Origin of the sequence: Bacillus sp. CH140a_4T (assembly GCF_008923725.1) — a bacterium.
Lineage (GTDB): Bacteria > Bacillota > Bacilli > Bacillales > Bacillaceae_G > Bacillus_A.
This window is the reverse complement of the sequence record NZ_WBPF01000016.1, coordinates 309,857-332,368: the sequence shown is the minus strand read 5'-3', so window position 1 is coordinate 332,368 and position 22,512 is coordinate 309,857. Positions and strand designations below refer to the sequence as shown.

22 protein-coding genes and 1 pseudogene are annotated in these 22,512 nt (G+C 36.0%); 9 read left to right on the top strand and 14 right to left on the bottom strand.

Going from position 1 to position 22,512, the window contains the following annotated elements; all coding sequences use genetic code 11:
- Positions 1–2: 2 nt before the first annotated feature.
- Positions 3–1,745 (top strand): sensor histidine kinase, encoded by a 1,743-nt coding sequence (locus tag F8162_RS17150; protein WP_151631360.1) that lies wholly within the window; start codon positions 3–5, stop codon positions 1,743–1,745.
- A 218-nt stretch (positions 1,746–1,963) separates the two neighbouring features.
- On the opposite strand, the gene F8162_RS17145 is transcribed toward F8162_RS17150, so the two are convergent.
- The gene (locus F8162_RS17145) at positions 1,964–2,866 is read right to left on the bottom strand and encodes an AraC family transcriptional regulator (protein ID WP_087957680.1); all 903 of its coding nucleotides are present in this window, start codon (positions 2,864–2,866) and stop codon (positions 1,964–1,966) included.
- Positions 2,867–3,003: 137 nt separating this feature from the next.
- On the opposite strand from F8162_RS17145, the gene F8162_RS17140 reads away from it, so the two are divergent.
- On the top strand, positions 3,004–3,489 hold the full coding sequence (locus F8162_RS17140) for an RNA polymerase sigma factor (RefSeq protein ID WP_151631361.1): 486 nt from the start codon (positions 3,004–3,006) through the stop codon (positions 3,487–3,489).
- Positions 3,490–3,494: 5 nt separating this feature from the next.
- Positions 3,495–4,619, top strand: a complete 1,125-nt coding sequence (locus F8162_RS17135) for an anti-sigma factor (RefSeq protein WP_151631362.1) — start codon at positions 3,495–3,497, stop codon at positions 4,617–4,619.
- 41 nt (positions 4,620–4,660) lie between these two features.
- Here the strand turns inward: F8162_RS17135 and F8162_RS17130 are convergent, their stop codons facing one another.
- Positions 4,661–5,638: an HD domain-containing protein gene (locus F8162_RS17130; RefSeq protein WP_151631363.1), complete on the bottom strand. Its 978-nt coding sequence runs from the start codon at positions 5,636–5,638 to the stop codon at positions 4,661–4,663.
- A gap of 326 nt (positions 5,639–5,964) precedes the next feature.
- Between F8162_RS17130 and F8162_RS17125 the strand changes: the two genes are divergently transcribed.
- Entirely contained in the window at positions 5,965–6,318 is a 354-nt protein-coding gene (locus F8162_RS17125) for a DUF5412 family protein (RefSeq protein ID WP_151631364.1), read from the top strand.
- 181 nt (positions 6,319–6,499) lie between these two features.
- A complete protein-coding gene (locus tag F8162_RS17120; protein WP_151631365.1) occupies positions 6,500–7,390 on the top strand; it encodes a CPBP family intramembrane glutamic endopeptidase in 891 nt (296 codons plus the stop codon).
- 143 nt (positions 7,391–7,533) lie between these two features.
- On the opposite strand, the gene F8162_RS17115 is transcribed toward F8162_RS17120, so the two are convergent.
- The gene (locus F8162_RS17115; protein WP_151631366.1) at positions 7,534–8,640 is read right to left on the bottom strand and encodes a metallophosphoesterase; all 1,107 of its coding nucleotides are present in this window, start codon (positions 8,638–8,640) and stop codon (positions 7,534–7,536) included.
- A 296-nt stretch (positions 8,641–8,936) separates the two neighbouring features.
- On the opposite strand from F8162_RS17115, the gene F8162_RS17110 reads away from it, so the two are divergent.
- The gene (locus F8162_RS17110; RefSeq protein WP_151631367.1) at positions 8,937–9,482 is read left to right on the top strand and encodes a TetR/AcrR family transcriptional regulator; all 546 of its coding nucleotides are present in this window, start codon (positions 8,937–8,939) and stop codon (positions 9,480–9,482) included.
- Positions 9,483–9,554: 72 nt separating this feature from the next.
- On the opposite strand, the gene F8162_RS17105 is transcribed toward F8162_RS17110, so the two are convergent.
- From F8162_RS17105 to F8162_RS17080, 6 genes are all read right to left on the bottom strand, one after another.
- On the bottom strand, positions 9,555–10,580 hold the full coding sequence (locus tag F8162_RS17105) for an S-layer homology domain-containing protein (protein WP_151631368.1): 1,026 nt from the start codon (positions 10,578–10,580) through the stop codon (positions 9,555–9,557).
- 82 nt (positions 10,581–10,662) lie between these two features.
- Positions 10,663–10,914, bottom strand: coding sequence for a hypothetical protein (locus F8162_RS17100; RefSeq protein ID WP_151631369.1), 252 nt, complete (start codon positions 10,912–10,914; stop codon positions 10,663–10,665).
- A gap of 112 nt (positions 10,915–11,026) precedes the next feature.
- Complete coding sequence (locus F8162_RS17095) at positions 11,027–12,559, bottom strand: fatty acid--CoA ligase family protein (protein ID WP_151631370.1); 1,533 nt, start codon at positions 12,557–12,559, stop codon at positions 11,027–11,029.
- A 161-nt stretch (positions 12,560–12,720) separates the two neighbouring features.
- Positions 12,721–13,149 carry a hypothetical protein gene (locus F8162_RS17090; RefSeq protein WP_151631371.1) on the bottom strand — a complete coding sequence of 143 codons (429 nt, stop codon included), beginning with the start codon at positions 13,147–13,149 and terminating at the stop codon, positions 12,721–12,723.
- A 214-nt stretch (positions 13,150–13,363) separates the two neighbouring features.
- On the bottom strand, positions 13,364–14,353 hold the full coding sequence (locus F8162_RS17085; protein ID WP_151631372.1) for a lipoate--protein ligase: 990 nt from the start codon (positions 14,351–14,353) through the stop codon (positions 13,364–13,366).
- Positions 14,354–14,362: 9 nt separating this feature from the next.
- Complete coding sequence (locus F8162_RS17080; RefSeq protein WP_151631373.1) at positions 14,363–15,097, bottom strand: MBL fold metallo-hydrolase; 735 nt, start codon at positions 15,095–15,097, stop codon at positions 14,363–14,365.
- A 180-nt stretch (positions 15,098–15,277) separates the two neighbouring features.
- Here F8162_RS17080 and yhfH point away from each other — a divergent pair, with 180 nt between their 5' ends.
- Entirely contained in the window at positions 15,278–15,406 is a 129-nt protein-coding gene (gene yhfH, locus F8162_RS17075) for a protein YhfH (protein WP_000567010.1), read from the top strand.
- A gap of 39 nt (positions 15,407–15,445) precedes the next feature.
- On the opposite strand, the gene F8162_RS17070 is transcribed toward yhfH, so the two are convergent.
- Positions 15,446–16,462: a LacI family DNA-binding transcriptional regulator gene (locus tag F8162_RS17070; protein ID WP_000103724.1), complete on the bottom strand. Its 1,017-nt coding sequence runs from the start codon at positions 16,460–16,462 to the stop codon at positions 15,446–15,448.
- A 197-nt stretch (positions 16,463–16,659) separates the two neighbouring features.
- Between F8162_RS17070 and F8162_RS17065 the strand changes: the two are divergent.
- Positions 16,660–17,563 (top strand): annotated as a pseudogene (locus F8162_RS17065) (helix-turn-helix transcriptional regulator).
- 84 nt (positions 17,564–17,647) lie between these two features.
- Positions 17,648–18,148, top strand: coding sequence for a DinB family protein (locus tag F8162_RS17060; RefSeq protein ID WP_151631374.1), 501 nt, complete (start codon positions 17,648–17,650; stop codon positions 18,146–18,148).
- 119 nt (positions 18,149–18,267) lie between these two features.
- Here the strand turns inward: F8162_RS17060 and F8162_RS17055 are convergent, their stop codons facing one another.
- The 4 genes from F8162_RS17055 to F8162_RS17040 form a co-directional block, all read right to left on the bottom strand.
- On the bottom strand, positions 18,268–18,777 hold the full coding sequence (locus F8162_RS17055; protein ID WP_151631375.1) for a GNAT family N-acetyltransferase: 510 nt from the start codon (positions 18,775–18,777) through the stop codon (positions 18,268–18,270).
- A 71-nt stretch (positions 18,778–18,848) separates the two neighbouring features.
- Complete coding sequence (locus F8162_RS17050) at positions 18,849–19,154, bottom strand: DUF2087 domain-containing protein (protein ID WP_151631376.1); 306 nt, start codon at positions 19,152–19,154, stop codon at positions 18,849–18,851.
- Between the two features lie 36 nt (positions 19,155–19,190).
- A complete protein-coding gene (locus tag F8162_RS17045; protein WP_151631377.1) occupies positions 19,191–19,406 on the bottom strand; it encodes a hypothetical protein in 216 nt (71 codons plus the stop codon).
- Positions 19,407–19,550: 144 nt separating this feature from the next.
- Positions 19,551–22,364 carry a YhgE/Pip domain-containing protein gene (locus F8162_RS17040; protein ID WP_151631378.1) on the bottom strand — a complete coding sequence of 938 codons (2,814 nt, stop codon included), beginning with the start codon at positions 22,362–22,364 and terminating at the stop codon, positions 19,551–19,553.
- Positions 22,365–22,512: the final 148 nt, after the last annotated feature.

Below are 22,512 nucleotides of genomic sequence, written 5' to 3'. Positions count from 1 at the left end.
ATATGAACTTTAATAAACGACTCATTATCCAGTTTATCATGCAACACGTATTTGTTTTGGTTACACTCTTGATTGCTGTAGTAGCTGCTTTCACGTATTTAATTTTTCTTGTTACGAGTACTTCATACGAACCGAACATTCCAGATGCTGATAATTTTATGATTTCAACATATCTCTCTTCAGAAGATGGCGATATTTCGTTAAAAGCTGAAGTAAAAGACTTAATTAAAGAAAAAAATGATTGGATGCAAGTTGTAGAGAAAAATGGAAAAGTTCTCTATCACTTTAATACGCCAAGTGACGTACCAAAATCTTATACGAAAGTATCTTTATTCTCATATATACAGAATCACATAGAAAGCCCTTATACATTTACATATTGGGAAATTGAATTAGAAGAAAAAAATGTACTTGTTATTTACGGCGGTACGTTAAAAAGCAATGTATTACTGAAATCAATCCAGAAAGAGCACCCTTCTGTATCTACAGATACGTTCACATTAACAGAAGAAGAAAAACAGTTACTTTCTAAAGAAAAGGCTACTCTTCAAATCTTTAATAGTGGCGGCGAAGAAGTATTCTCCTATCCAGATGGAAAGAAAAAACCGTTTTCTGTCATACAAGCTGCTCTTAGCGAAAAGGAACCGTGGAATCATAAAGAAAACACGTCTAGCTTTTACGACACAAATAGCAATCATCTTCTTGTCGTAACTGCCAAAAATGAGTACTACTACCCAGATGATGAAATAGACGATGTATTTACTAAAAAGTTTCTAATCGGATGCGTACTAATCCTTCTTATCGTATTTGTTTATTTAGTTATTCTTTCTATTTGGTACGGTAATAAATTCGGAAAACCGTTATTACATGCGATGCGCTGGCTTAAAAATATAGCTGGTGGAAAGTACGAAGAGCCTGTTAGTAAAAAAGGAAAGCCTGTCAGGTTCCGGCGATCTGGTAAAGAAAAATGGTCATTCCGTTTATTTAGTGATGTTACAAATTCACTAGAGCATCTTTCTATTACACTCAAAAAAAATGATGCAATGAGGCAAGTACTGCAACAAACACGTGAGGAATGGATTACTGGACTCACACATGATTTAAAAACACCACTTAGCTCTATATATGGCTACGCATTATTACTAGAATCACAGCAGTACAACTGGACCGATCGTGACATTCAACAATTCGGCAGCGTTATGAAAGAGAAATCTCAATATATGACGGCATTAATTGATGACTTAAGCTTAACGTATCAATTAAAAAACAACAGTCTTCCTGCGCAACATGTAAATATTGAAATGAATCAATTCGTCCAAAAAGTATTATTACAATTCATTAATAATCCGACACTTCAAAATCAAAATATTGAATTCGTACCGAGCTCAAACAAAATTCAATATTTTATTGAAGAAAAATGGTTCCAGCGTATTATCGGAAACTTACTCGTAAACGCTGTAAAACATAATAATGAAACGACAAACGTCATCGTAAAACTTTCACAAAATGAAAATTCATTTACACTCTCTATTTCAGATAACGGAAAAGGAATGGATGATAAAACGAAAGAACTTCTCTTTGAGCGATATTACAGAGGAACCAATACAGAAGAAAGCAACATCGGAACTGGACTTGGCCTCGCCATTACGAAACAGCTCGTTCATGCTCATAATGGAACAATTTCTATTGATAGCGAACTCGGAAAAGGAACAACGATTACACTTGTGTTCCCGTTTCACTCGTAGAAAAGGCGCTATGTGGCGTCTTTTCTTATGGAGGAGTTCGGTGGTACATGAAATTATATCGGCGATTTTCTGAATATATCGGCGCAACTCGAATTATATCAGCGATTTTTCAAATATATCGGCGCAAATCAAGATATATCGACTTACCGACAAAAATCGTCAAATATCGCAACCTATATGAAAAAAGCGAACCACTCAGTGGCTCGCTTTTCTTTCTATTATTTCTTCTTCACTGGTATCCAAAGTTCAATTTGAGCAAACTCACTCTTATCTGCATGGGAACGCTCATCGTATAGTTCAAATTCATTAACGCCGCAATGTTCGTATCCTGAATGCGGGAACCATTCTGAGAATACAGCATTCCACGTTTGGTGAATAGACGATACCATTTCTTCATGAGGTACTTTCGGCGTTGTAAATACAGCATATGTCGCTGCTGGGAAAGTACGCTTCGCAACTTCGTTTGGTACATTTTCAAAGCCTGTAACTTCCATTCCGATAATATAAGTGAAGTCGCCTGTTTCTAAATTAAAATCAGTACATAATCCAAGCTCTACCCATTGGCTCGTATCTTTACGATTCGGAATCGTTGTTCCAAGATCTTTTTGTAAATATTCTTGCCAAAATGCTGGGATGTCTTGATGGTTCTTCCCTTCTTTACTTGTCGTCTTCAGTTCATAACCTGCCATTAAAAATTCTGGTTTATTTACAATACGATATTCCATTTGTATGCCTCCTAAATACGGATTTAATTTTCTTTGCTTTACATTTACGCTGTAATACATCGGCGTTTCAATTTCTTGTTTTCGATATTCACTCGGTGTCATTTGAAATAATTTCTTAAAGGCCCTCGTGAACGTTTCGTGAGATTGAAAGCCATGCTCAAATGCGATATCAATAACTTTTTCATCCGTATGAGAAAGTTGATAAGCTGCCCGGGCTAACCTCCTCTTTCGAACATACTCCATTACTGTATCACCTACTAATGCCTGAAATACACGATGAAAATGCGACTCAGAAAAACCTGCAATACGTGCTAAATTACGCAGCGTCTGTTTTTCCATTACATCTTCCTCAATATAATCAATTGACCTTTGAATTTGTGTTTCATAGCTTTCCATCTCTGTTCACCCGCCTTATATGTATTATGATAAAAGAGAATCCTATCCAATTCTTGACGTTTTTTACTATAATTCCATAAAACATTGTAACTTTTTTATATGTATTTCGTTGTTATGTATGAAGGGAGGGAAATGTAGTGAAACGCAAACAATCATTAGAAGAAATTTACTCCGAGCATATGCAAGATTTATTTCGCTATCTTCTCTCCCTAACCGGAGATTCCCACTATGCGGAAGATCTCATGCAAGAAACATTTTACCGAATGCTCGTCCATATTGACTATTATAAAGGAGAAGAAATTAGGCCGTGGTTATTTACGATTGCCTACAACTCCTTTATCGATTGGTATCGAAAAGAAAAAAGATATAAAACAACAACAATTGAAGAATTCCATTTACCAAACGTGCCAAGTACAGAGCACTCTTATTTCGTAAAACATGAGATTGCTAGTTGGTTAGACGGTTTATCTTCTCTCCCCCTTGAAAGACGAAATGTCCTGCTACTACGAGATTACTACGGATTCTCGTATAAGGAAATAGCAGAGATGACTAGTCTCTCACTAGCGAAAGTGAAAATTGAATTACACAGGGGACGAAAAGAAACGCAAAGCATAAAGGAGTGATCAGGATGGGTTGTACAGCGTTTAAAAAACTATGGGAGAAGTACGAAAACGGAACACTCACGCATGATGAACAAGAGCAGTTAGAAAGTCATATTGAGACATGTGAAGAGTGTGAAGCTTACTTAGATGAGTTGCTTTCGAAGAGTGAACCGATAAAGAAAAGATTACCACCACAAAATTTGAAAGTCCCATTTTGGAAAATAAAATGGAAACAGCGTTGGCAAATCGTTAGCTTTGTCCTTGCCGTTTGTATAGCAATCTATTTTATTGGTCATTTTTCATCTTCCTTTTACTTCTATTCGAATAATATGAAAAACTTTTCTGAAGTAAATGAAATTCCAGCACTCGCACTAGAAGCAACAATTCCAAATAGTCGTTCCACTGGAGGCAGTACAAAAATAAAACCCTTTTTTCGTACAGAAAATGAAATGAATTTAGTTAAAACTGTCGGCAAAAAAGAAGTTCCAATTGGCACAGTAACAACGCATAGTTTCTTATCATCTGTAACTGCCAAAAATCCATCTTGGGAAAATAAACCCTATTCAAAAAAACTTTCCTTTGTTCATCCAAAAATCAAGGAAGAAGCTTCTTTGAAAGAATCATCTAAAAAAGTTTGGGATACACTTGGAAAGATACATGAGGGGACCGTTGCAGAAGTAGCGATATCTTTCGATAAAGCTTACACTTTACAAGAAGTCGAATCCATTCTATATAGCGCATTTGAAGCTCAAGAAATGCCGCCAACTCCTTTATGGTACGCTTTAGACACAGGACAAGAAAGAATAAATGAAAACGATTTTATCCTACATGGCGGAGATATGATTGGATTTCCAGAACATATAAATCTCCCTGATAATGAAGCAAAACGACCGAAGACAAAAGAAGATGAAGTAATCGAAATGATGCACATTCTTTCTGAACATAAAAAAACTGTAAGTGAAGCTACTCGGACTCGTGAAAAAGATCTGAACTTAGATAAGCGCTACCAGTATGTAAAAGATAACGGCGTAAAAGTATATGGCATTGTCATTACTGGCCCGTCGAAAGAATTGTTAAAATTACAAAACTCGCCGAACGTGCGTTATGCGACTCTTGGAGATATTGAGGTTTGGAATTGGTTTGATCAGTAATGTGAAACAAGTAGAGCATCTAGAAGTGATGCTCTACTTGTTTAATCCGAAATCACTTTCACATACATCCCTCTCACCGCTTTTTTATAAGCGACCTCACTCATCTGTCTCATTTTTTCCGATACAACAGACGATCGAACAACTTCACCTTCACGAAGTAATGGAGGATCAATAAGACGGACTTTATTTTTCTGATACAAATCATAATCGTTTCTATCTTCTTTTACTTTTACATTCGGATGAACTTTTCTTAATAAAGCATGTACTTCTGGATCATTACATTGCTGCAATTTCGAAATAAGCTCATCATCTTCAAGAAGGAAATCATCTGCATGAATAATCCCCTTATGAAGAGCTAACTTTAACGTTTTCGCTAACATATCGTTTCCGTAAATATTCATTGGTTTCATAAAGAAATCGATTACTTCTTTATAATACGTTTCTGTAAACCATTCTGCCATTTCGACACTTTGAAGAACCATTATCCCATCTACAGCGATGACATCATCTAAAAAACTGTGAACTTCTTCTAACGAAATATATCCATATGTATACATATCTCGTAATGTATAATCCACTCGGTCTGCACATAATTCTGGTGCTGATCTTTCGAGTAATGTCCACTTCGAATCATCTAACAAAATGTCCTCATAGTTATAACCATACTTTGAAAGAATCGCTGGAATTTCTGAGTTTTTCACGACAGAACTAAATATCTCTTCATGATAACTTTCACCCTCATTATGAAAAACGTAATCAATCACGTGGGAAAAAGCAGTATGTGATACGTCATGCAGTAAACCTGCAATTTGTTCTTCAACTGAACCACCGAGTTTTTTCACTAGTAACATAACACCAACAGAATGATCAAAGCGTGTTACGTTCCAGTTCTCATTCATTAAGTAGCTTGCGCCATTTTGATGAATACCTTTTAGTCTTTGCACAGGCTTGCTTAAAATTAATTCTTCTACTACTTGATCCACTTTAAACTCACCGTAAATAACATCTGATATAACCACTTATAATCCCCCTTTATTTCAGCAGAGTCTTCTAATCGTACCTCTTTTATGAAATCAACATCAATATAAATATTGTATATTATACATGTCTGTTATTTCTTTTAATTCATTTATATTTATTGAGCGCTCCTTATGTGGAGCCTTTTTTTATTGAAAAATATGGAGCCTTTCATTCCAAATTGAACACATGAATTTATTCATTTGAATTGCGAACATTACGTTAGAAATAGGAGCATACATATTCCAGCGAGAAAAAGGATAAGATTGCCAGTTTTATTCTTTTTTGATTTAATACAGGTATGGCCGTCAAGGAAAAGAGGGGAAACATGAAAAAGATTTTCTTCACCATTCTATTCATCATTATTGTATTAATTAGTTTAGGATATTGGAAGTTCTTCACTTTATCTGGGGTTTCAGGCGGTGAAAAAATTCAATCCATACACTCACCAGATAAAACGTATACTTTACATATATACAGGCATAACGGCGGCGCAACGACTAGCTTTGCTATAAGAGGAGAGCTTGTAACAAATAATAAAAAATTTATGAACAAGCAAAATATATACTGGAATTATCGTGAAGAAGATGCAACTGTACAATGGTTAGACGATCATACAGTGATGATTAATAAGCACAAATTACATGTAGAGACGGACACGTATGATTTTAGAAAAAACTAGTTTTACAATCGTACTCAATACTAGAAAAACGTTTTCTAACGTACAATCCTTTATAAAATTACTTCCTTGAAAAATGTTCAAATCTATTTAATCATATTGCCTAAATGCTGATAGATGTAAGGCACTGTCTAGAGTTAAAGGTAAAGCGGTTTACAGTTATAGTACGAAAGGTTGGGGATCTATGGGCAGTTATTTTCTAAAAATGGGGAAGTTAATTGGTGGATTATGTGTACTTGTCATTTTGCTTTCATCTCTTTGGCTTATATGGATTGGCGAAACAAATATTCGTTATAGTGGAGATCATAAGGGCACGATGCCTTTTTGGCACAAGTGGGTCCCTGTTATGGTTGGTATACTCCTTATCCGTTTCTTACCGTCTCATCATAAAAACTATAATCCTCTTCAACAGTTTGAACAAAGGCGCATCATGATTCAAGCTATTGTCTTGTTCTTAAGCGGATCCCTCTTCACAATTAGTCTTCTCACTACGAACTTTGAAGGGATGGCATTACAATTTTGGTTTATGATATTTAAAATCATTTTATTATTATTCACCCCATTCATGCTTCTTTTGCTTTATAAAAGTAATCCCCAAACAGAGAGACTAAAACCTATGAAATCAATAGAGAATCATAAATGGTATCATTTTACACCACTTATTGTCATTATAATATGGGGGTACTTCAACTTCTTTTCTACATTCTCTACACCATTTGTTTCGGCTAAAATGGAACCCATGGTTTTAATATTAATTTTACTTGTAGGCTTTCTTATAAATAGTGTACTGGAAGAGTTTTTTTATAGGGTTTGGTTGCAAACACGTTTGGAATTATTACTAGGTACTTGGCCGGCTATTCTTCTTACATCATTGTTATGGGCGAGCTGGCACATCGCATTACATGGCTCTGGTCATTGGGATATTGATACAGCTACAGTTATTGTGAACCTCGGTATCGTAGGTCTATTCCTCGGATATTTGTGGGCACGTTATCGCAAAGTATGGGCAATTATTATTGTCCATGGACTAATTAATGCGCATCCACTACAACTAATTGAAATTTTATTCAAGTAACGAGCGCGGTTGCGAAACAAAAAAGGATTATACATATTAGTCATGTATAATCCTCTTTTTACAATTCAAATTCTAGTAACGGATGAAATTTTCAGCTTAATGCGTATGTGATTCTACTTCTAAATAGGTAAAATTTTATAACACTATTCAAACGTAACTTCCACCTGCACAATCTCTGATCTACTTCCAAGTCTAAGCGGTGGTCCCCAGAATCCGAAACCAGAAGAAACAATCGCGTGGAATGTACCTTTTTGTGCGTATCCCCAGTCTAATTCGTACATTCTTCTCGTTACAATATGATTCGGCGCCATTTGTCCGCGGTGTGTATGACCTGATAATAGTAAATCGACGCCAGCATCCGCTGCTTGTTTCAACTCGAATGGTTGGTGATCCATTGCGATTACTGGCATAGATTTATCTACCGTACTCATTAGATTTTCAAAGCTTTGACGATCTCGCTCTGTTTTATCTCTTCTTCCAACGAGATAAAAATGATCTTCAATTGTAATCACTTCATCTAACAGAATACGAATATCAATCTTATCCATCTCTTGTAAAAATTCAGGAACCGCTCGTCCGTAATATTCGTGGTTTCCTAACACACCATATACGCCTAGTGGAGCTTTCATTTGTTTCATGATTGGTCCCATATTTTTTTGAATGAACACACCTGGATGATCATCGATAATATCACCTGGCAGTAAAATAATATCAGGCTCCATCTCATTTACATGACGGACAAGCCTTTTTAAATGCGAAACGCCAGATAATTTACCGAAATGCATATCAGAAGCCATCGCAATGCGTAAGCTTTTACGTCCCTCTACTTTTTTCGGTATGTGCACCTCGTACTTTCTAACTACTGGGCTATATGCGTTGAATACTCCATATGCAAAAATAAAGATAAACCCAAGTAACACGGCCGTTCCTGTCCAAATAATTGCCGCTTCTTTCTCCACTGAAAACTGTAAAAGAAAGACCGTAATATTCGCTAACGGCAACAGCATAAGCGCATATTGTATGACCGCAAACCAAATCGAACCTATCGTTCGTAGAAATGGTAAGAACTTAAACACTTGCACGAGAATGTACGCATATGAAATAAATCCGACTACGAAAGCGTAATATCCCCAAGATTCCCAGCCAAACACCGTACTAAGCCAAACCCAACCGTTCCAGCCGATGTAAAACATGAGTAGTGTGTATACAATTAACATAGTAAATATATTGAAATAACGAAGATTTTTCACAGCCAGCCTCCTTCTTGATTTCTTCTATTATAGCTTGTTATGTGCCTAGAACGTAAATAGTAAGCACATCAAAGTTATTTTCCTCTTACTTGTAATCCTCACGCATTAAATTACCCTTCTCTTTATAATAGCTATATTTAAACCACCTTTATTTTCAATTTTACACTTGTGAGAGTTAATACTCATGTGTATATTTATAATAAAGTGAGCATGAATCTGTTTCAATGACCACATTTAATTATTCGAGTATTAATACACATTTCACAAGATATGTGTATTAAAGAACGGAGGAACATATGGAGAAAATCGATAGAAGAATTATAAAATCACAAAACGCCATTCAATCCGCATTTATCGAAATGTTAATTGAAGATGGCTTTGACGAAATTACAGTAAAAAACATTACCGAAAAGGCGAACATCGGAAGAAAAACTTTCTACCTACATTATCTAGATAAATACAATTTATTAGACAAAATTGTGGACGATCATTTAAATCAATTAAGAGCAATATGCGATATAAAACAAACAAAAGGTTATATAGAAGGAACTATCATATGGTTTGAATACTTCAAAGAACACAAACCATTTTTCGCATCGTTATTTAGAAGCAACAGCACATTATCATTTCAGAAAAAGTTCCTAACGTTCATCATGGGTGAACTAGAGAAAAAACTAAACACGAATACGTCAGTAAATAAAAACATTGATAAACACATCGTCTTAAAGTTTTTAGGAACAGCTGTCATGGGCATTTTGGAATCTTACGTGTTGGATGAGATTGATAATGATGTTGAGTACGTTGCGACGCAGGTTGGGGAATTGATGAAGAGGAATATATAACAATGCAAAAAGGAAGATTTGAAGTTCAAATCTTCCTTTTTTATTTATACAAAATCTAGTATACGTTTTGATTTATTTCTTCAACTTATCCGTCTTCGCAATAAATTGTGCTGCTTCCGCACGGCTTACTGCTTTATCTGGAGCCCAACCATTATCTGTTCCAACTGAAATATTTTCTTGGATTAAAATATTGGCATACTTCGCACCCCAGTGATTTTTCAAGTCAGCAAATTCTTTTGGGAGTTTCATATTTTCATTTCTTTCTAATTTATATGCATTTACTAGCATTGTAGCCATTGATGCACGGTTAATGATTCCGTTCGGATTAAAGTTACCGCTCTCATCACCTTTTACAATACCTGCTTTTTCAACTGCTGCGATGTATGGAGTTGCCCAGTGATTTTGTGCGTCCGGGAATGATGGCTTTGCATCTTTATTAATTTCTAACCCTAGAACAGTTGCTAATATTTTTGCAGCTGAACTACGATCAATATTTTCAGCCGGAGCAAATGTACCGTTTGGCTTACCGTGCACTGCTTCTTTATCTACTAAGTATTGAACTGATTCTTGTGCCCAAGCTGGTACATCTGAGAATTTAGGCTTCTGTTCAATTGCACTTGCATCGATTTCAAACTGTAGTTGATATTTATGATCATATTTAATTGCTGGAATTAATATATGCATTTGCATATTATATTTTTTGGAGAACTCACCAATTTCAAATTGAACCACTTTCGTACCGTTATTCGCTTTATCTTCGGAGATTACTTTTACATCATGGAATGTCCCTGCTTTATTTGGATCTTCTACTCTAAGGTACTGAAAATAGCTACTATCTTGAACTGTTAACGTAACGATTTTCTTATCACCTTGAATGGTTACTTTTGGATTTTTCAAATATGTAGACGCAACTGATGTATCATTCGTTTGATCTTTATAAGTCTTTAAAATAACGTCATATGTGCCATCTGCTAGTTTACTATTTGCCTTCATTTCTACTGCCGCTTCTGCTTTCGCAATCGGTGTCATAACACCACTTAATGGAACTGCTAAAGTTGCCGCTATAACGAATGCATTAATATATTTTTTCTTAATCATTATCAATATGACATCTCCCTTTATAAAAATATACTCAACATAACTATCATATTGATAATGATTATCAATGTCAAATAAAAAATCATTTCCTGCACAAATATGCCTTTCGTTCATTTTTAAATAGTAAATAATGTGCCGTATGAACCTTTCTCTCTAAATAATCAATAGAATATGTACTAGATGGATCGACTAAATCACCTATCGCACCTGAAAGATGATCAATGACTTGCTGCAGTATTTCTAAGTTTTTCTTCTCATTTTCAGAATTCATTTCATCCATAATGTCACAAATAAGGTATTGAACTCTCCGTAAACGTAATTCCTTTTGCTCCACGTATATCTCCTCCTTATGAGTCATATTACGGTTTAAATATATGGGGTTATAGCTTAACCAATTCTAAAAAATATAAAGGCAACCACCTTCATAAAGATGGTTGCCCCTATTTTTATACTTGCATCGCTTTCTCTTTTAACGCTCTTCTTAACAATTTACCCGTCGTATTCTTCGGCAATTCTGTTAAAAATTCGATACTCATTGGCACTTTATATTTTGCTAAATGTAAAGTGCAATAGTGCATCAGTTCTTCTTCTGTTACTTGAGCTTGTTTCAAAACGACGTAAGCTCGTACTGCTTCTCCTAAGTTTTCATCAGGAACGCCAATTACAACAACCTCCGCTACAGATTCGTGTGTATATAATACTTCCTCTACTTCACGAGGGTATACGTTATAACCACCAACTAAAACGATATCCTTTTTGCGATCAACGATATAGAAGTAACCCTCTTCATCCCTTTTCGCTAAGTCTCCTGTATACAGCCAGCCGTCTTTCAATGTCGCTGCTGTATCTTCCGGTGCGTTATAGTATCCTTTCATAACGTTAGGTCCGCGAACAATTAATTCACCGACTGCGCCAACAGGTACTTCTTCCCCAAGTTCGTTCACAATTTTATTTTCTACATGCCAAATATTTGTACCGATCGATCCTGGTTTACGCGGACGATCTAGCGGGTTAAAACAAGTAACTGGTGATGCTTCTGATAAACCGTATCCTTCTGAAACGATAACGTCAAAACGTTTTTCAAAGTTTTGCAGAAGAGCAACAGGCATTGATGCACCACCTGAAATACAAAGACGAAGCGTCTTCACATCTTCTGCGCTTGCTTCTTCAAATAAATATAAATAATTGTACATCGTCGGTACACCAGCAAAAATCGTTGGTTCGTACGTGCGACAAATACGGAATACTTCTTTCGGACTAAATTTCGGTAACATTAAAATAGTTGCCCCGTTCACAATCGGCGCATTTACCGCCACTGTTAAGCAAAATACATGGAACATCGGCAATGCCGCAACGACGCGATCATCGGCAGTATATTGTAAATACGACGCCACATCGCTCGCATTACTATATAAATTTTTATGTGTTAACATAGCGCCTTTCGGTTTTCCGGTTGTGCCTGAAGTGTATAGAATAACCGCTACATCTTCTTCATCTAGCTCTGGGCCTTCGTAAGTTAAATCTCCAGCCCCCATCATGCCAGTAAACGTTTTCATTTTTTCAGTTTCTGTATGATTAAAATCTGATGAGGTTTCGCATATGATGATGTTTTCAAGTGAAGGAAGTCTTGTTGTAAGAGATTGTATAACAGGTAGAAGGACGTCGAGTACGATGATTGTTTTTACATCTCCATTTTGTAAAATGTAATGCATTTCGTCTGCTGTATAAATTGGATTAACTGGAATAACAGTTGCTCCAGCTTTCATTGTTCCATATAAACCGACCAAAAAATGTGGTGAGTTTCCAACAACTAATGCGACATTGTCCCCTTTTCCAATGCCCATTGCTGCTAAATTGCTAGAAAACCTTGTGACCATTTTGTTTAATTGGTCATACGAGACCGACTGATCCATAAATATATAAGCCGGTTTATCCCCCTTCTTTTTCGCCGTTTCAGCCAAAGATTGAACGAGATTCACACAAACCCCACCTTTATAAAATTTAGAATATTTAAAAATTCTAAATTAATTATATTAAAAGAAAATTAAAGTAGCAAGTGATATTCCATTAATTGCATATACAACGATCACCTCCTGTTGCCTCTCTTTGGAAGGATAAGGGAATTTTATTTGTTAGCACATTATGAAACGAGTGCTAAAATCATTTCAGGATAATATGCACTCATCTTTTCTCTCAGCGTTTCAAGTTCTTCTTTATTTAAGCTCGTATACTCCCTGTACAAGTTAAGAACGTCCGCTCCATCTTCATGAAAAAACAATGTAACATATAATGTCGGTAACCCGGTATTGGCCTCATCTATTGACAAGACAAGATCTGGCGTTTTATTCACTGTACTAAACGTTTCATTTCTTTTCCATTTCTTATTTTGAAACATAGTTTGTATATCATCTATCTTTCGTTTGTTTTCTGTATGCGTAAAATATATGACATGATCCTTCGCTGGCTTTCCAATAGATAAAAGTGTACGACTTGAGGACGTTTCATCGTTACAGGCTGTCATTCCGATAACGAAGCTGAGTAGCAATACAACGTACATTACCCTCTTCATTTCAATCCGCCCCCTTTTGAATATATATATGCCTTTATGAGGGGCAAATGTCATGTGATTTTATGGTATATGAAATTATATCAGCGATTTTCCGAATTTATCGACCGTAACTCAACTTATATCAGCAATTTTTAAAATATATCGACTTACCGACAAAACGTGACAATCTACGCAAAAAAAAAGAGGCTGCCCGTTACGGCAACCTCCCTTATTTTTAGAAGAATAAATGTAAGAAATCTTCTGTTGTAATATTACCGAAGTAACGCGCGATATCTACGCCTTCTAAAGCTGCAGTAAATGCATCTTTATCAAATTGTACACCTGTTAGACGCTCTTCAATGTCATGCACATCTAGTGAACCGAAGAAATCACCGTAAATTTTACATTCTGTTACTGTTCCTTTTTTCACTTCAAGACGAACGTCAACTTGTCCAACTGGGAAGCGGTGTGAATGTTGTAAGTTGAACTTCGGAGATTTTCCGTAGTTCCAGTCCCAATTTTGGTAACGTTCTTCAGAAAGTTTATGGATTTCTTTCCAATCATTTTCTGTTAATTCATACGTTGGAATTTCTGTTTCCCCTTCGAAAATTGTTTCTAGAAGAAGTTGTCTAAACTCTTCTGTCGTCATTTTTTCGTTTAAGAACTCTGTAATGTTCGCAACGCGGCTACGGATTGATTTGATTCCTTTTGATTGGATCTTATCCATTTTTACTTTTAACGCTGATACGACGTGATCGATTTCAGAGTCAAATAGTAACGTACCGTGACTGAACATACGACCTTTCGTTGAGAACTGCGCGTTACCTGAAATTTTTCTACCTTCAGCTAAAATGTCGTTACGACCACTTAATTCTGCATTTACACCTAATTTGCCAAGCGCTTTCGTTACAGGCTCTGTGAATTTTTTGAAGTTGCTGAAACTATCTCCATCATCTTTCGTAATAAAGCTGAAGTTTAAGTTTCCTAAATCGTGATATACTGCGCCTCCGCCTGATAGACGTCGAACGACATGAATACCTTGTTCTTTTACGTAATCTGCATTAATTTCTTCTACTGTGTTTTGGTTTTTACCAATGATAATGGAAGGTTCGTTAATGTAGAACAGTAAATATGTTTCATTAATATCTAAATTCTTCACACAATATTCTTCAATCGCTAAGTTTATTCTAGGATCTGTAATCCCTTTATTATCAATAAATAACATCGTATCACCTCATGAGTTCCAGATGTAACCACTATGCGCTAGCGTAATGTGGCCACTGAAAATTTGTTTTGCTTCTTCTACTAAATCAGATGGGTTTCCTGTATGCGGTAAGTGCGTTAATAAAAGTTCTTTTACATTCGCATCTTTCGCAATACTTGCCACTTCTGTACTATTCATATGCCCTGCTTTTGCAGCCTCTTGATGTGCATACATATTACACTCACAAATGAAAAGATCAGCATCTTTTGTGAATGGAATTAATTCAGGAATATAACTGGAATCAGCGCTATATACTACAGCGTCACTACCAGCTGTAATACGCATCGCAAAACATGTAACAGGATGAACAGTTTTTAAGAATGAAATGGAGAACGGTCCAACTTGAAGTGTTTCTTCTGGGTTGTACGCAATTCCTTTCGTATGCGGTTCATGCGTTAAAGAATGGAATCCATTCTCGTCAAACAGATGACCGTATATTGGTAATTCCGGTAGTTGCCTTGTTGTCGCACTCGTAATTAATCTCGCATATTGCAATACCCCAATGTCTGCAACATGATCGTGATGATAATGCGAAAGTACAACTGCATCTATATCAGAGGGGGTTATATATTTTTGGAGCTGTGCTAATACACCACTACCACAGTCTACAAGTAAACGAAAACCATCGTGTTCAAACAAATACCCCGACGTTGCTTCTCCCGCTTCTGGAAAGCCGCCCCAAAAGCCGACAACAGTCATTTTCATATGTATCCATCCTTTCTAAAACCGAGTAGGAATGCATGTTTCACTTACATCCTACATTGTTAACTATAATCCATTTCCTAAACTTTTTCATTAATTTTCATTTTTGTTATAAAACAGTTGTTGACTTTTGTTTTTTGTACTAATACAATGATAGTAAGAAATGGAAATGGAGGGATTGACATGATCGATCAACCAATGGAGTTTTTCAGAAATTTACCGACGAAAACTTGCGCGCACTGCGGGAAAGAAATTGATGAGCAGCACGAAGCATACCATAACAAATGTGATGACTGCGTTCACGAAGAATAGTAGTTTGTGAACATAAAAAAACCTAGCAGACATAGTCTACTAGGCTAATAACATCGTATCCTTCTTCATCGTTGAACCTTTCACCAAGAGCTCCAGTTCAAACTCATACAATTCTTTTTGTCGATAATTTTTCGTATGGATTTTATCCATCATCAGGTCGACAACTTTTCTAGCCATCTCATCGATTGGCTGTTCAATTGTCGTAATACCTGGCTCTGTAATCTGTGATAATATTTGATTATCAAAACCGATAACAGCGAGATCATCTGGAATGCTCCAGTCATGGCGTTTCGCCTCTGAAATGATTCCAGCTGCAACCTCGTCGCCTCCTGCCAAAATCGCGGTAGGATTTTTTTTGTCCTTTAATACTTCATGGAATATTCTCTTACCATCATCCCAAGAGAAAGCGTTTTCAAGAAAATCGATCGCTTCTACTTGACGGCTCTTCTCTGTTATGGCACGTAAAAAGCCCATTTTTCGCTGCTGGCTAACCACTTTGGTTTCGTTACCACGACAAAAAATAAGATTACGATATCCTTGTTCTAACACATGCTTAGCAGCTATGTATGCTCCTTGCGCATGATCAAACTTCACTGTCGGAACATTTGCTTCCTCAATATATTCATTACATAACACGATTGGACCGTGCTGTAAGTATGGCTCTACATCTTCCCACGGATTTTCTAGTGAACATAGAATAATCCCATCTACTTGTTTCGTAGATAATAATTGTAAATACTCCATCTCTTTTTCTGGTAAATATCTTGTTTGACAAATAATCAGTTTATATTTATGTTCAGAAGCAGCAATCTCGATTGCTTCGATAAATCTACTGAAGAAAGGATTTGTAATCCTTGGAACTAGCACCGCAATTGTTTCCGTCTTTTGTTTACGAAGCCTTCTCGCCGCAGAATTAGGAACGAAGCCTAAATGCTTCATTGCTAATTGAACCCTTTTTTTCTTCTCATCTGAAACATATGGATGATTATTAATCACCCTAGAAACCGTTGTCCTTGATAACCCCGCTAATTTCGCCACGTCCTCTATAGTCGACACGAAATTCTCCCCCTTTGCATGAAAACGTTTTCTTAAATTGATTATATAGTATATTATTGGAAACTGCAATATGGGTTGTTATGATTTTACTATATTAATATTATACATAGGAAAAAGTCTGTTAATGGGAGGAGGATTTATACTGCTTTTAGAAGTTTACAGTAGGCATATTTATTAAAGATAAAGGGAGATATTTCATGAATCGGACGGATCGTTTATTAGCTATATTAATTGAATTACAAAGAAGACAAACTGTTACAGCCCAAAGCTTAGCGGAAAAATTTGAGACAAATATAAGAACGATTTATCGAGACATGGATGCACTTAGTGAATCTGGCGTCCCACTTTTCGCCATGCCCGGCCACGGCTATTCATTAATGGATGGTTATTTCTTACCACCCATTCAACTTAAGCCTGAAGAGGCTGTTACTCTTTTATTAGGGGGTGATTATATCGAGAAAACCTTCACTTCCTCTTTTTCTGTACATGCACGATCAGCAAAAGAAAGCCCGGGAATTACTAGGAACTTTTCGTTTCCTTTCTCCTATATTTTCATATCAGCAATCTGAACAAGAAAAACTAGAAAATCAACTTCTCCTATTGCAAGAATCTATCCAAAAAGAACAGGCTATCTCTTTTTCTTATCGTAAACCAAGAGAGGCTACAAAAATAAAACGGACCGTGCATCCTTACGGTTTAGTCAATATTTCAGGAATTTGGTATATCGTTTCCCATTGTTTACTTCGAAAACAAATACGTAATTTCCGCTTAGATCGAATGGATGAACTACAGCAAGAACAAGAATTCTTTACAAAACCCGAAGACTTTTCTTTGCAAGAATATCAGCCTGAAAGCAACCGTACTGTGATGATTCATTTATTATTCCCAGCCCATATTGCACATAAAATTATTGAATCACGATACTTCTTTATAGATTCGTACGAGCATAGAAATAATGGTTTTCACGTCTTTTTGAAATCAAGAAACATAGATGAAGTGTTTCAATGGGTATTGAGCTGGGGAAGCCAAGTGCAAGTACTTGAGCCAAAAATTCTTTCTGAGAAAATCCTTGATGAAGCAAAAAAAATGTTAAAACTTTAATTTCACTACTGACATAATGTTGTCAGTATCCCTCTTTTATAGTAGGTATTAACAAATACATTTTCATAAAAAGGAGTTAATGATATGAAGAAATTTGAAGAGTTAGCAACGTACTACATAGAGGAATTAGAAAAGTACTCTATAGAACAATTTAGGATGAAGCCTTCTAGTGAGGAATGGTCTCTCGGTCAAATGTATAATCATTTAGTTTCAGCTACACGCATGCAATTAGATGCAATCGCGAAATGTAGCACTGCGGTGCCTTCTGCAGCTAATAAAAAAACGGATATAGGAGAAAAGGTATATATAATCGGCGCTTTCCCAGACATAAAAATCAAATTACCAGATCATCCTGAATATACGCCTGAAAACCCAGCTAATAAAGAAGACGTACAGAAACAGCTTCTAGAATTAATTACAATTGTTAAAGACATTGAGCCAACACTTTCTTCTATCCCAAGTGATTGTAAAGTCGAACATCCTGGGCTTGGTTACTTACATGCAGCAGAATGGTTCCAGCTTATTTCTATGCATTTTGCACATCATCTTCGTCAGAAAGAACGATTGGAACTTAAGGTTTGCTAAGTGTTAATATTTCCACTAAAAAGAGACTGCCAATATTGGCAGTCTCTTCACTACAATATGCACCGACTATACAATTACTCATAAAATCCCACTTTCTATCAATAGAAAACTCCTTTATTTCATTCAATGTAAAAACCCATCAATACGTCATCTCCATATGATCCATCTTCATACTTTATTTGCTTTCTTTGTCTTCCTTCTTCTACAAATCCCATACGTTTGTATACCTTAATCGCCCTATCATTAATAGAAACTACGCCTAAGCAAATTTTCTCTAAACCTTTCTGCCCTTTAGCCCAGCTAATAAGAAATTCAATTAGTTTTGTACCAATGCCTTGATTACAGTACGCCTCTCTAATCCCCATTCCCATTGTACCTGCATGCCGTAGACGTTCTAGTTCGTAGCGATTGAAAAGTAAAAAGCCAACGACCTTACTATCTACTTCATAAACTATATAAAGATTCCCTGTTTCATTGCTTTTCCGTATCTTATCTTTTTCTGCATCAATATCATTTGGCAATTTATTTGGAGATACTATAAAAAACTTTGTAGTAGTTTCCGATAATATAATTTCTTTTCTAATATTCATAATGGATTCTGCATCAACCTCTTTTGCTAATCGTATCACTGAATCACCTCATACCTTTTTCTAAAAACTACAAAGAAAGATAGATAACGTGAGGATTCTTCGCTAATTCATTATTTTAACTCCTCCCACTTCGTCCACACTTCTCTCCCGTTTACATGATACATATTATCCTCTCGATCCATAAACCCGTGCACAATAAACTCACGTCTAATCGTACAAAAATCATCGTGATACTGCTTTATAAAAGTATTCATTTCTTTTTCCGTGTACTGATTTTCAGCGTTTAATTTGCTAATTAAATGCTCCAACAATACTAGGTTTTTCTTCTTTTGACCTGGAATCGATTTTAGGCGATCCTCTTTATCGAAAAAGTTACGAATCGTCGTATCTCTGAATTTCATTTCATTTTCGGTCATTTTGTTATCCTCCATCGTTTTTTAAATAATACAACTTTATTGTTTGTCCTTATTATTTTTCTTCATTCTTTCACTTACAACATCCATAAGGTAATACCCGCTAATTAACACATAGTAGAATAGCAGTATTCCTAATGTATCTTTCATACTTGTATATTCCTCTTTGTGAAATAAGATAGGTGAAAGGATGAAAACAAGAAAGAAGATTAGTGGATACAAGATAAAATAGTAAGTACGATTTCCTTTCATCATATCAACTCCTCTATATCTAGTTTTCTCTGTAAATTGTTGTAATTCCTTTTCTTTCGTCTCTATAGCTTTTAAAAAAGTTTATATATAAACTACAGAAAAGACCCCCTACATTAAAATAAAAAAGCACCGGAAAGGTGCTTTTTTCTACGCTTCAATCGATTGATTTTCCGCAATATTTCTAAATTGTCGTTTGTGCATCCAAGTTAAGGATGCGATTGTTCCAAGTGATAACACAACGATGAAAATCATGAGTATTCCTACGTTTTGCCACATGAAGTCAAAGTCTCCACTTGATACGACTGCTTTCAATCCTGATACAGAGTATGTCATCGGCAACCAAGCATTGAATGGTTGTAAAAACTTCGGAATCAATTCTAGTGGGAATGTTCCAGCACTTGTTGTAAGCTGAATAATTAATGTGATGATGGCGATGAAACGCCCTGCATCACCAAATGCTGTTACTAAACATTGAATTAATGCGATAAACGCTAAACTTGTAACGATGCTAAAGAGTATGAAATACGGAATACTTTGTACTTCTACACCTAATCCGAATAGCAATATAACATCTGCTACAATCGCTTGAATAATACCGACTGATAGTAATACGCCGAACTTACTAATAAACCAACTAAATCCTGATTTCGGAACACCAACTGTATCACGTAATGGATATACAATTGATAGTAGTAATGCTCCAACAAATAAACCGAGTGATAAGAAATACGGTGTAAATCCAGTTCCATAGTTAGGAACTTCCGCCATTTTCTCCGTCTTCACTTTTACAGGACTTGCAAACATATCATACGTTTTATCCGTCCCTTTTACTTCACCAGTTTTCTCTGCCCCTTCGCCAAGTTTCTCAGCCAGTTCACCTGAACCATCATTTACTTTTACGAGACCATCTGTTACTTTACCAGATCCGTCTGCTAGTTTATTTACGCCGTCGATTAGCTGGGTTGAGCCAGTTGACATTTTATTTAGACCACCATTTAGATTACCTAAGCCAGTTGTTACTTGACTGGATCCATCTGCTAATTGATTTACTCCACCTGCCATTTGATTTGCTCCTACAGATAATGTTCCTAAACCGCCTGTTACTTTACCCGAACCATCTGCTAATTGATTTACTCCACCTGCCATTTGGTTTGCTCCTGCAGATAATGTTCCTAAACCGCCTGTTACTTTACCCGAACCATCTGCTAATTGATTTACTCCACCTGCCATTTGATTTGCTCCTGCAGATAATGTGTCTAAGCCGCCTGTTACTTTACGCGAACCATCTGCTAATTGATTTATCGCATCAATTAATTGACCGGATTCGTTTTTAAATTTATTTGCGCCTTCTTTAGCAGTATTTAACTGCGCACCAAACCCTTGAAATTTTTTAACAAACCCTTTTTGTTCACTGGATAATTGATCAATACCAACAGTTAAAGATTTTAATTCTGCTGGATTTGGTAGTTTGCTTTGCCCATCACCTGTTTTTTGATTTATTTCACCTTTTAATTGTTTTACTTCTTCATTTAATTTATTTGTTCCACCCGCTACTCCAGCAGTTTTTTGCTGAACTGTCGCTGTACTTTTTACAGCACTTGTTATAAATGGCTGTAACTGATCTTGGTATTCTTTTGGTAAACTTTCAATTTGCTTTTGTAAATTCGCTACATCTTGCGCTGCATTTTTTGCATCTCCTGCTGTTGATTGCGTAAGTTCATTTAACTGATTTACATTCGCCCCAGCACCATCTATTTTTTCATTTACTGTATTCAATATAGAAGGGCCTTTTGACTGCATTTCCTCTAACGCTGCAGCAGACTTTTGTACGTTACTATTTAACTCTTGCAATCCCTTTTGAATTTCTTGAGACCATTTTTCTAATTGACTTTGCCCTTCAGCAAGTTTTTCCATACCATTTGATAGGTCAGTTGTTCCTGTTTGTAATTCACCGGATTTACTTACTAATTTGTTCAAACCACCGGTCACTTTCTCAGATCCATCATGTAATTCACCAATTCCTTTTTGCATTTCACCCGTTTTGCTATTTAACGTATTTAAACCGTCTGTTACTTTTCCGGAGCCATCTATTAATTTTCCGATACCTGTCTGCATCTCACCCGTTTTACTATTTAACGTATTTAAACCGTTCGTTACTTTGCCAGATCCGTCTACTAATTTCCCGATACCTATCTGCATTTCACCTGTTTTGCTATTTAGCGTATTTAAACCTGCTGTCACTTTTCCTGATCCATCTATTAATTTATTAGATCCATCTGCTAATTTCTGAACTCCATTCTTCATCTCTCCAGACTTCCCTTGAAGTGTATGAAGGCCATCCGTCACTTTACTTGAACCATCATGCAGCTCACTTGATCCGTCGTGTAGTTTACTTGCTCCTTCTGCCCCATCTGCTAATCCTTTTGAGACGTCTTGAATAGAATCAAACATTTTCTCTGCATATGTTTTCGTTAACGTACTTGATACTTCACCTTTAATTTTTTCAATGGCTGTTCCACCAATTTGTGAAGATAAGAAGTTTAAGCTTTCGTTTGGAATATATTCTAAGTTTAATGGTTTTGGATCATCTTTTAATAACGTTGTAGCGTTACTTGAGAAGTCACCTGGAATGCGTACTAACATGTAATACTTTCTACCTTCCATTCCTTTTTTTGCTTCTTTTTCACTTACAAATTCCCATTTGAAACTTGTATTATCTTTTAAATTATCAACGAGCCCTTTTCCGACCTCAATTGGTTTCCCATCAAATACTGCACCTTTATCTAAATTGACTACCGCCACTGGTAAATCATCTAACTGTTTATACGGATCCCAAAAGGCCCATAAAAACATACCTGCATATAAAATTGGTACGAATAGAACCGCGATAATTGGAATTAATATTTTTTTGCTTTTTATAATTGCAGTAAACTCTTTACGAAGCAACTGATTCCATTTCATTATTTCTCCTCCTTTTTTCTAAATGACTAAAATGTTCATTCAGTCATTTCATCCCAAACAAAAAGGCTATACTTATTCATACATATGCCTTATTCCCGAATTTATACTATGCAACTTTTACTCAATATGAAATGAATATTTCTATTTT

Coding starts and splice junctions, on each gene's coding strand:
- F8162_RS17150 (WP_151631360.1), top strand. CDS start 3: ATGAACTTTAATAAACGACTCATTATCCAGTTTATCATGCAACACGTA.
- F8162_RS17145 (WP_087957680.1), bottom strand. CDS start 2,866: ATGGAAAGCTATGAAACACAAATTCAAAGGTCAATTGATTATATTGAG.
- F8162_RS17135 (WP_151631362.1), top strand. CDS start 3,495: ATGGGTTGTACAGCGTTTAAAAAACTATGGGAGAAGTACGAAAACGGA.
- F8162_RS17125 (WP_151631364.1), top strand. CDS start 5,965: ATGAAAAAGATTTTCTTCACCATTCTATTCATCATTATTGTATTAATT.
- F8162_RS17120 (WP_151631365.1), top strand. CDS start 6,500: ATGGGCAGTTATTTTCTAAAAATGGGGAAGTTAATTGGTGGATTATGT.
- F8162_RS17110 (WP_151631367.1), top strand. CDS start 8,937: ATGGAGAAAATCGATAGAAGAATTATAAAATCACAAAACGCCATTCAA.
- F8162_RS17105 (WP_151631368.1), bottom strand. CDS start 10,580: ATGATTAAGAAAAAATATATTAATGCATTCGTTATAGCGGCAACTTTA.
- F8162_RS17090 (WP_151631371.1), bottom strand. CDS start 13,149: ATGAAGAGGGTAATGTACGTTGTATTGCTACTCAGCTTCGTTATCGGA.
- F8162_RS17085 (WP_151631372.1), bottom strand. CDS start 14,353: ATGTTATTTATTGATAATAAAGGGATTACAGATCCTAGAATAAACTTA.
- F8162_RS17080 (WP_151631373.1), bottom strand. CDS start 15,097: ATGAAAATGACTGTTGTCGGCTTTTGGGGCGGCTTTCCAGAAGCGGGA.
- yhfH (WP_000567010.1), top strand. CDS start 15,278: ATGATCGATCAACCAATGGAGTTTTTCAGAAATTTACCGACGAAAACT.
- F8162_RS17060 (WP_151631374.1), top strand. CDS start 17,648: ATGAAGAAATTTGAAGAGTTAGCAACGTACTACATAGAGGAATTAGAA.
- F8162_RS17050 (WP_151631376.1), bottom strand. CDS start 19,154: ATGACCGAAAATGAAATGAAATTCAGAGATACGACGATTCGTAACTTT.
- F8162_RS17045 (WP_151631377.1), bottom strand. CDS start 19,406: ATGATGAAAGGAAATCGTACTTACTATTTTATCTTGTATCCACTAATC.
- F8162_RS17040 (WP_151631378.1), bottom strand. CDS start 22,364: ATGAAATGGAATCAGTTGCTTCGTAAAGAGTTTACTGCAATTATAAAA.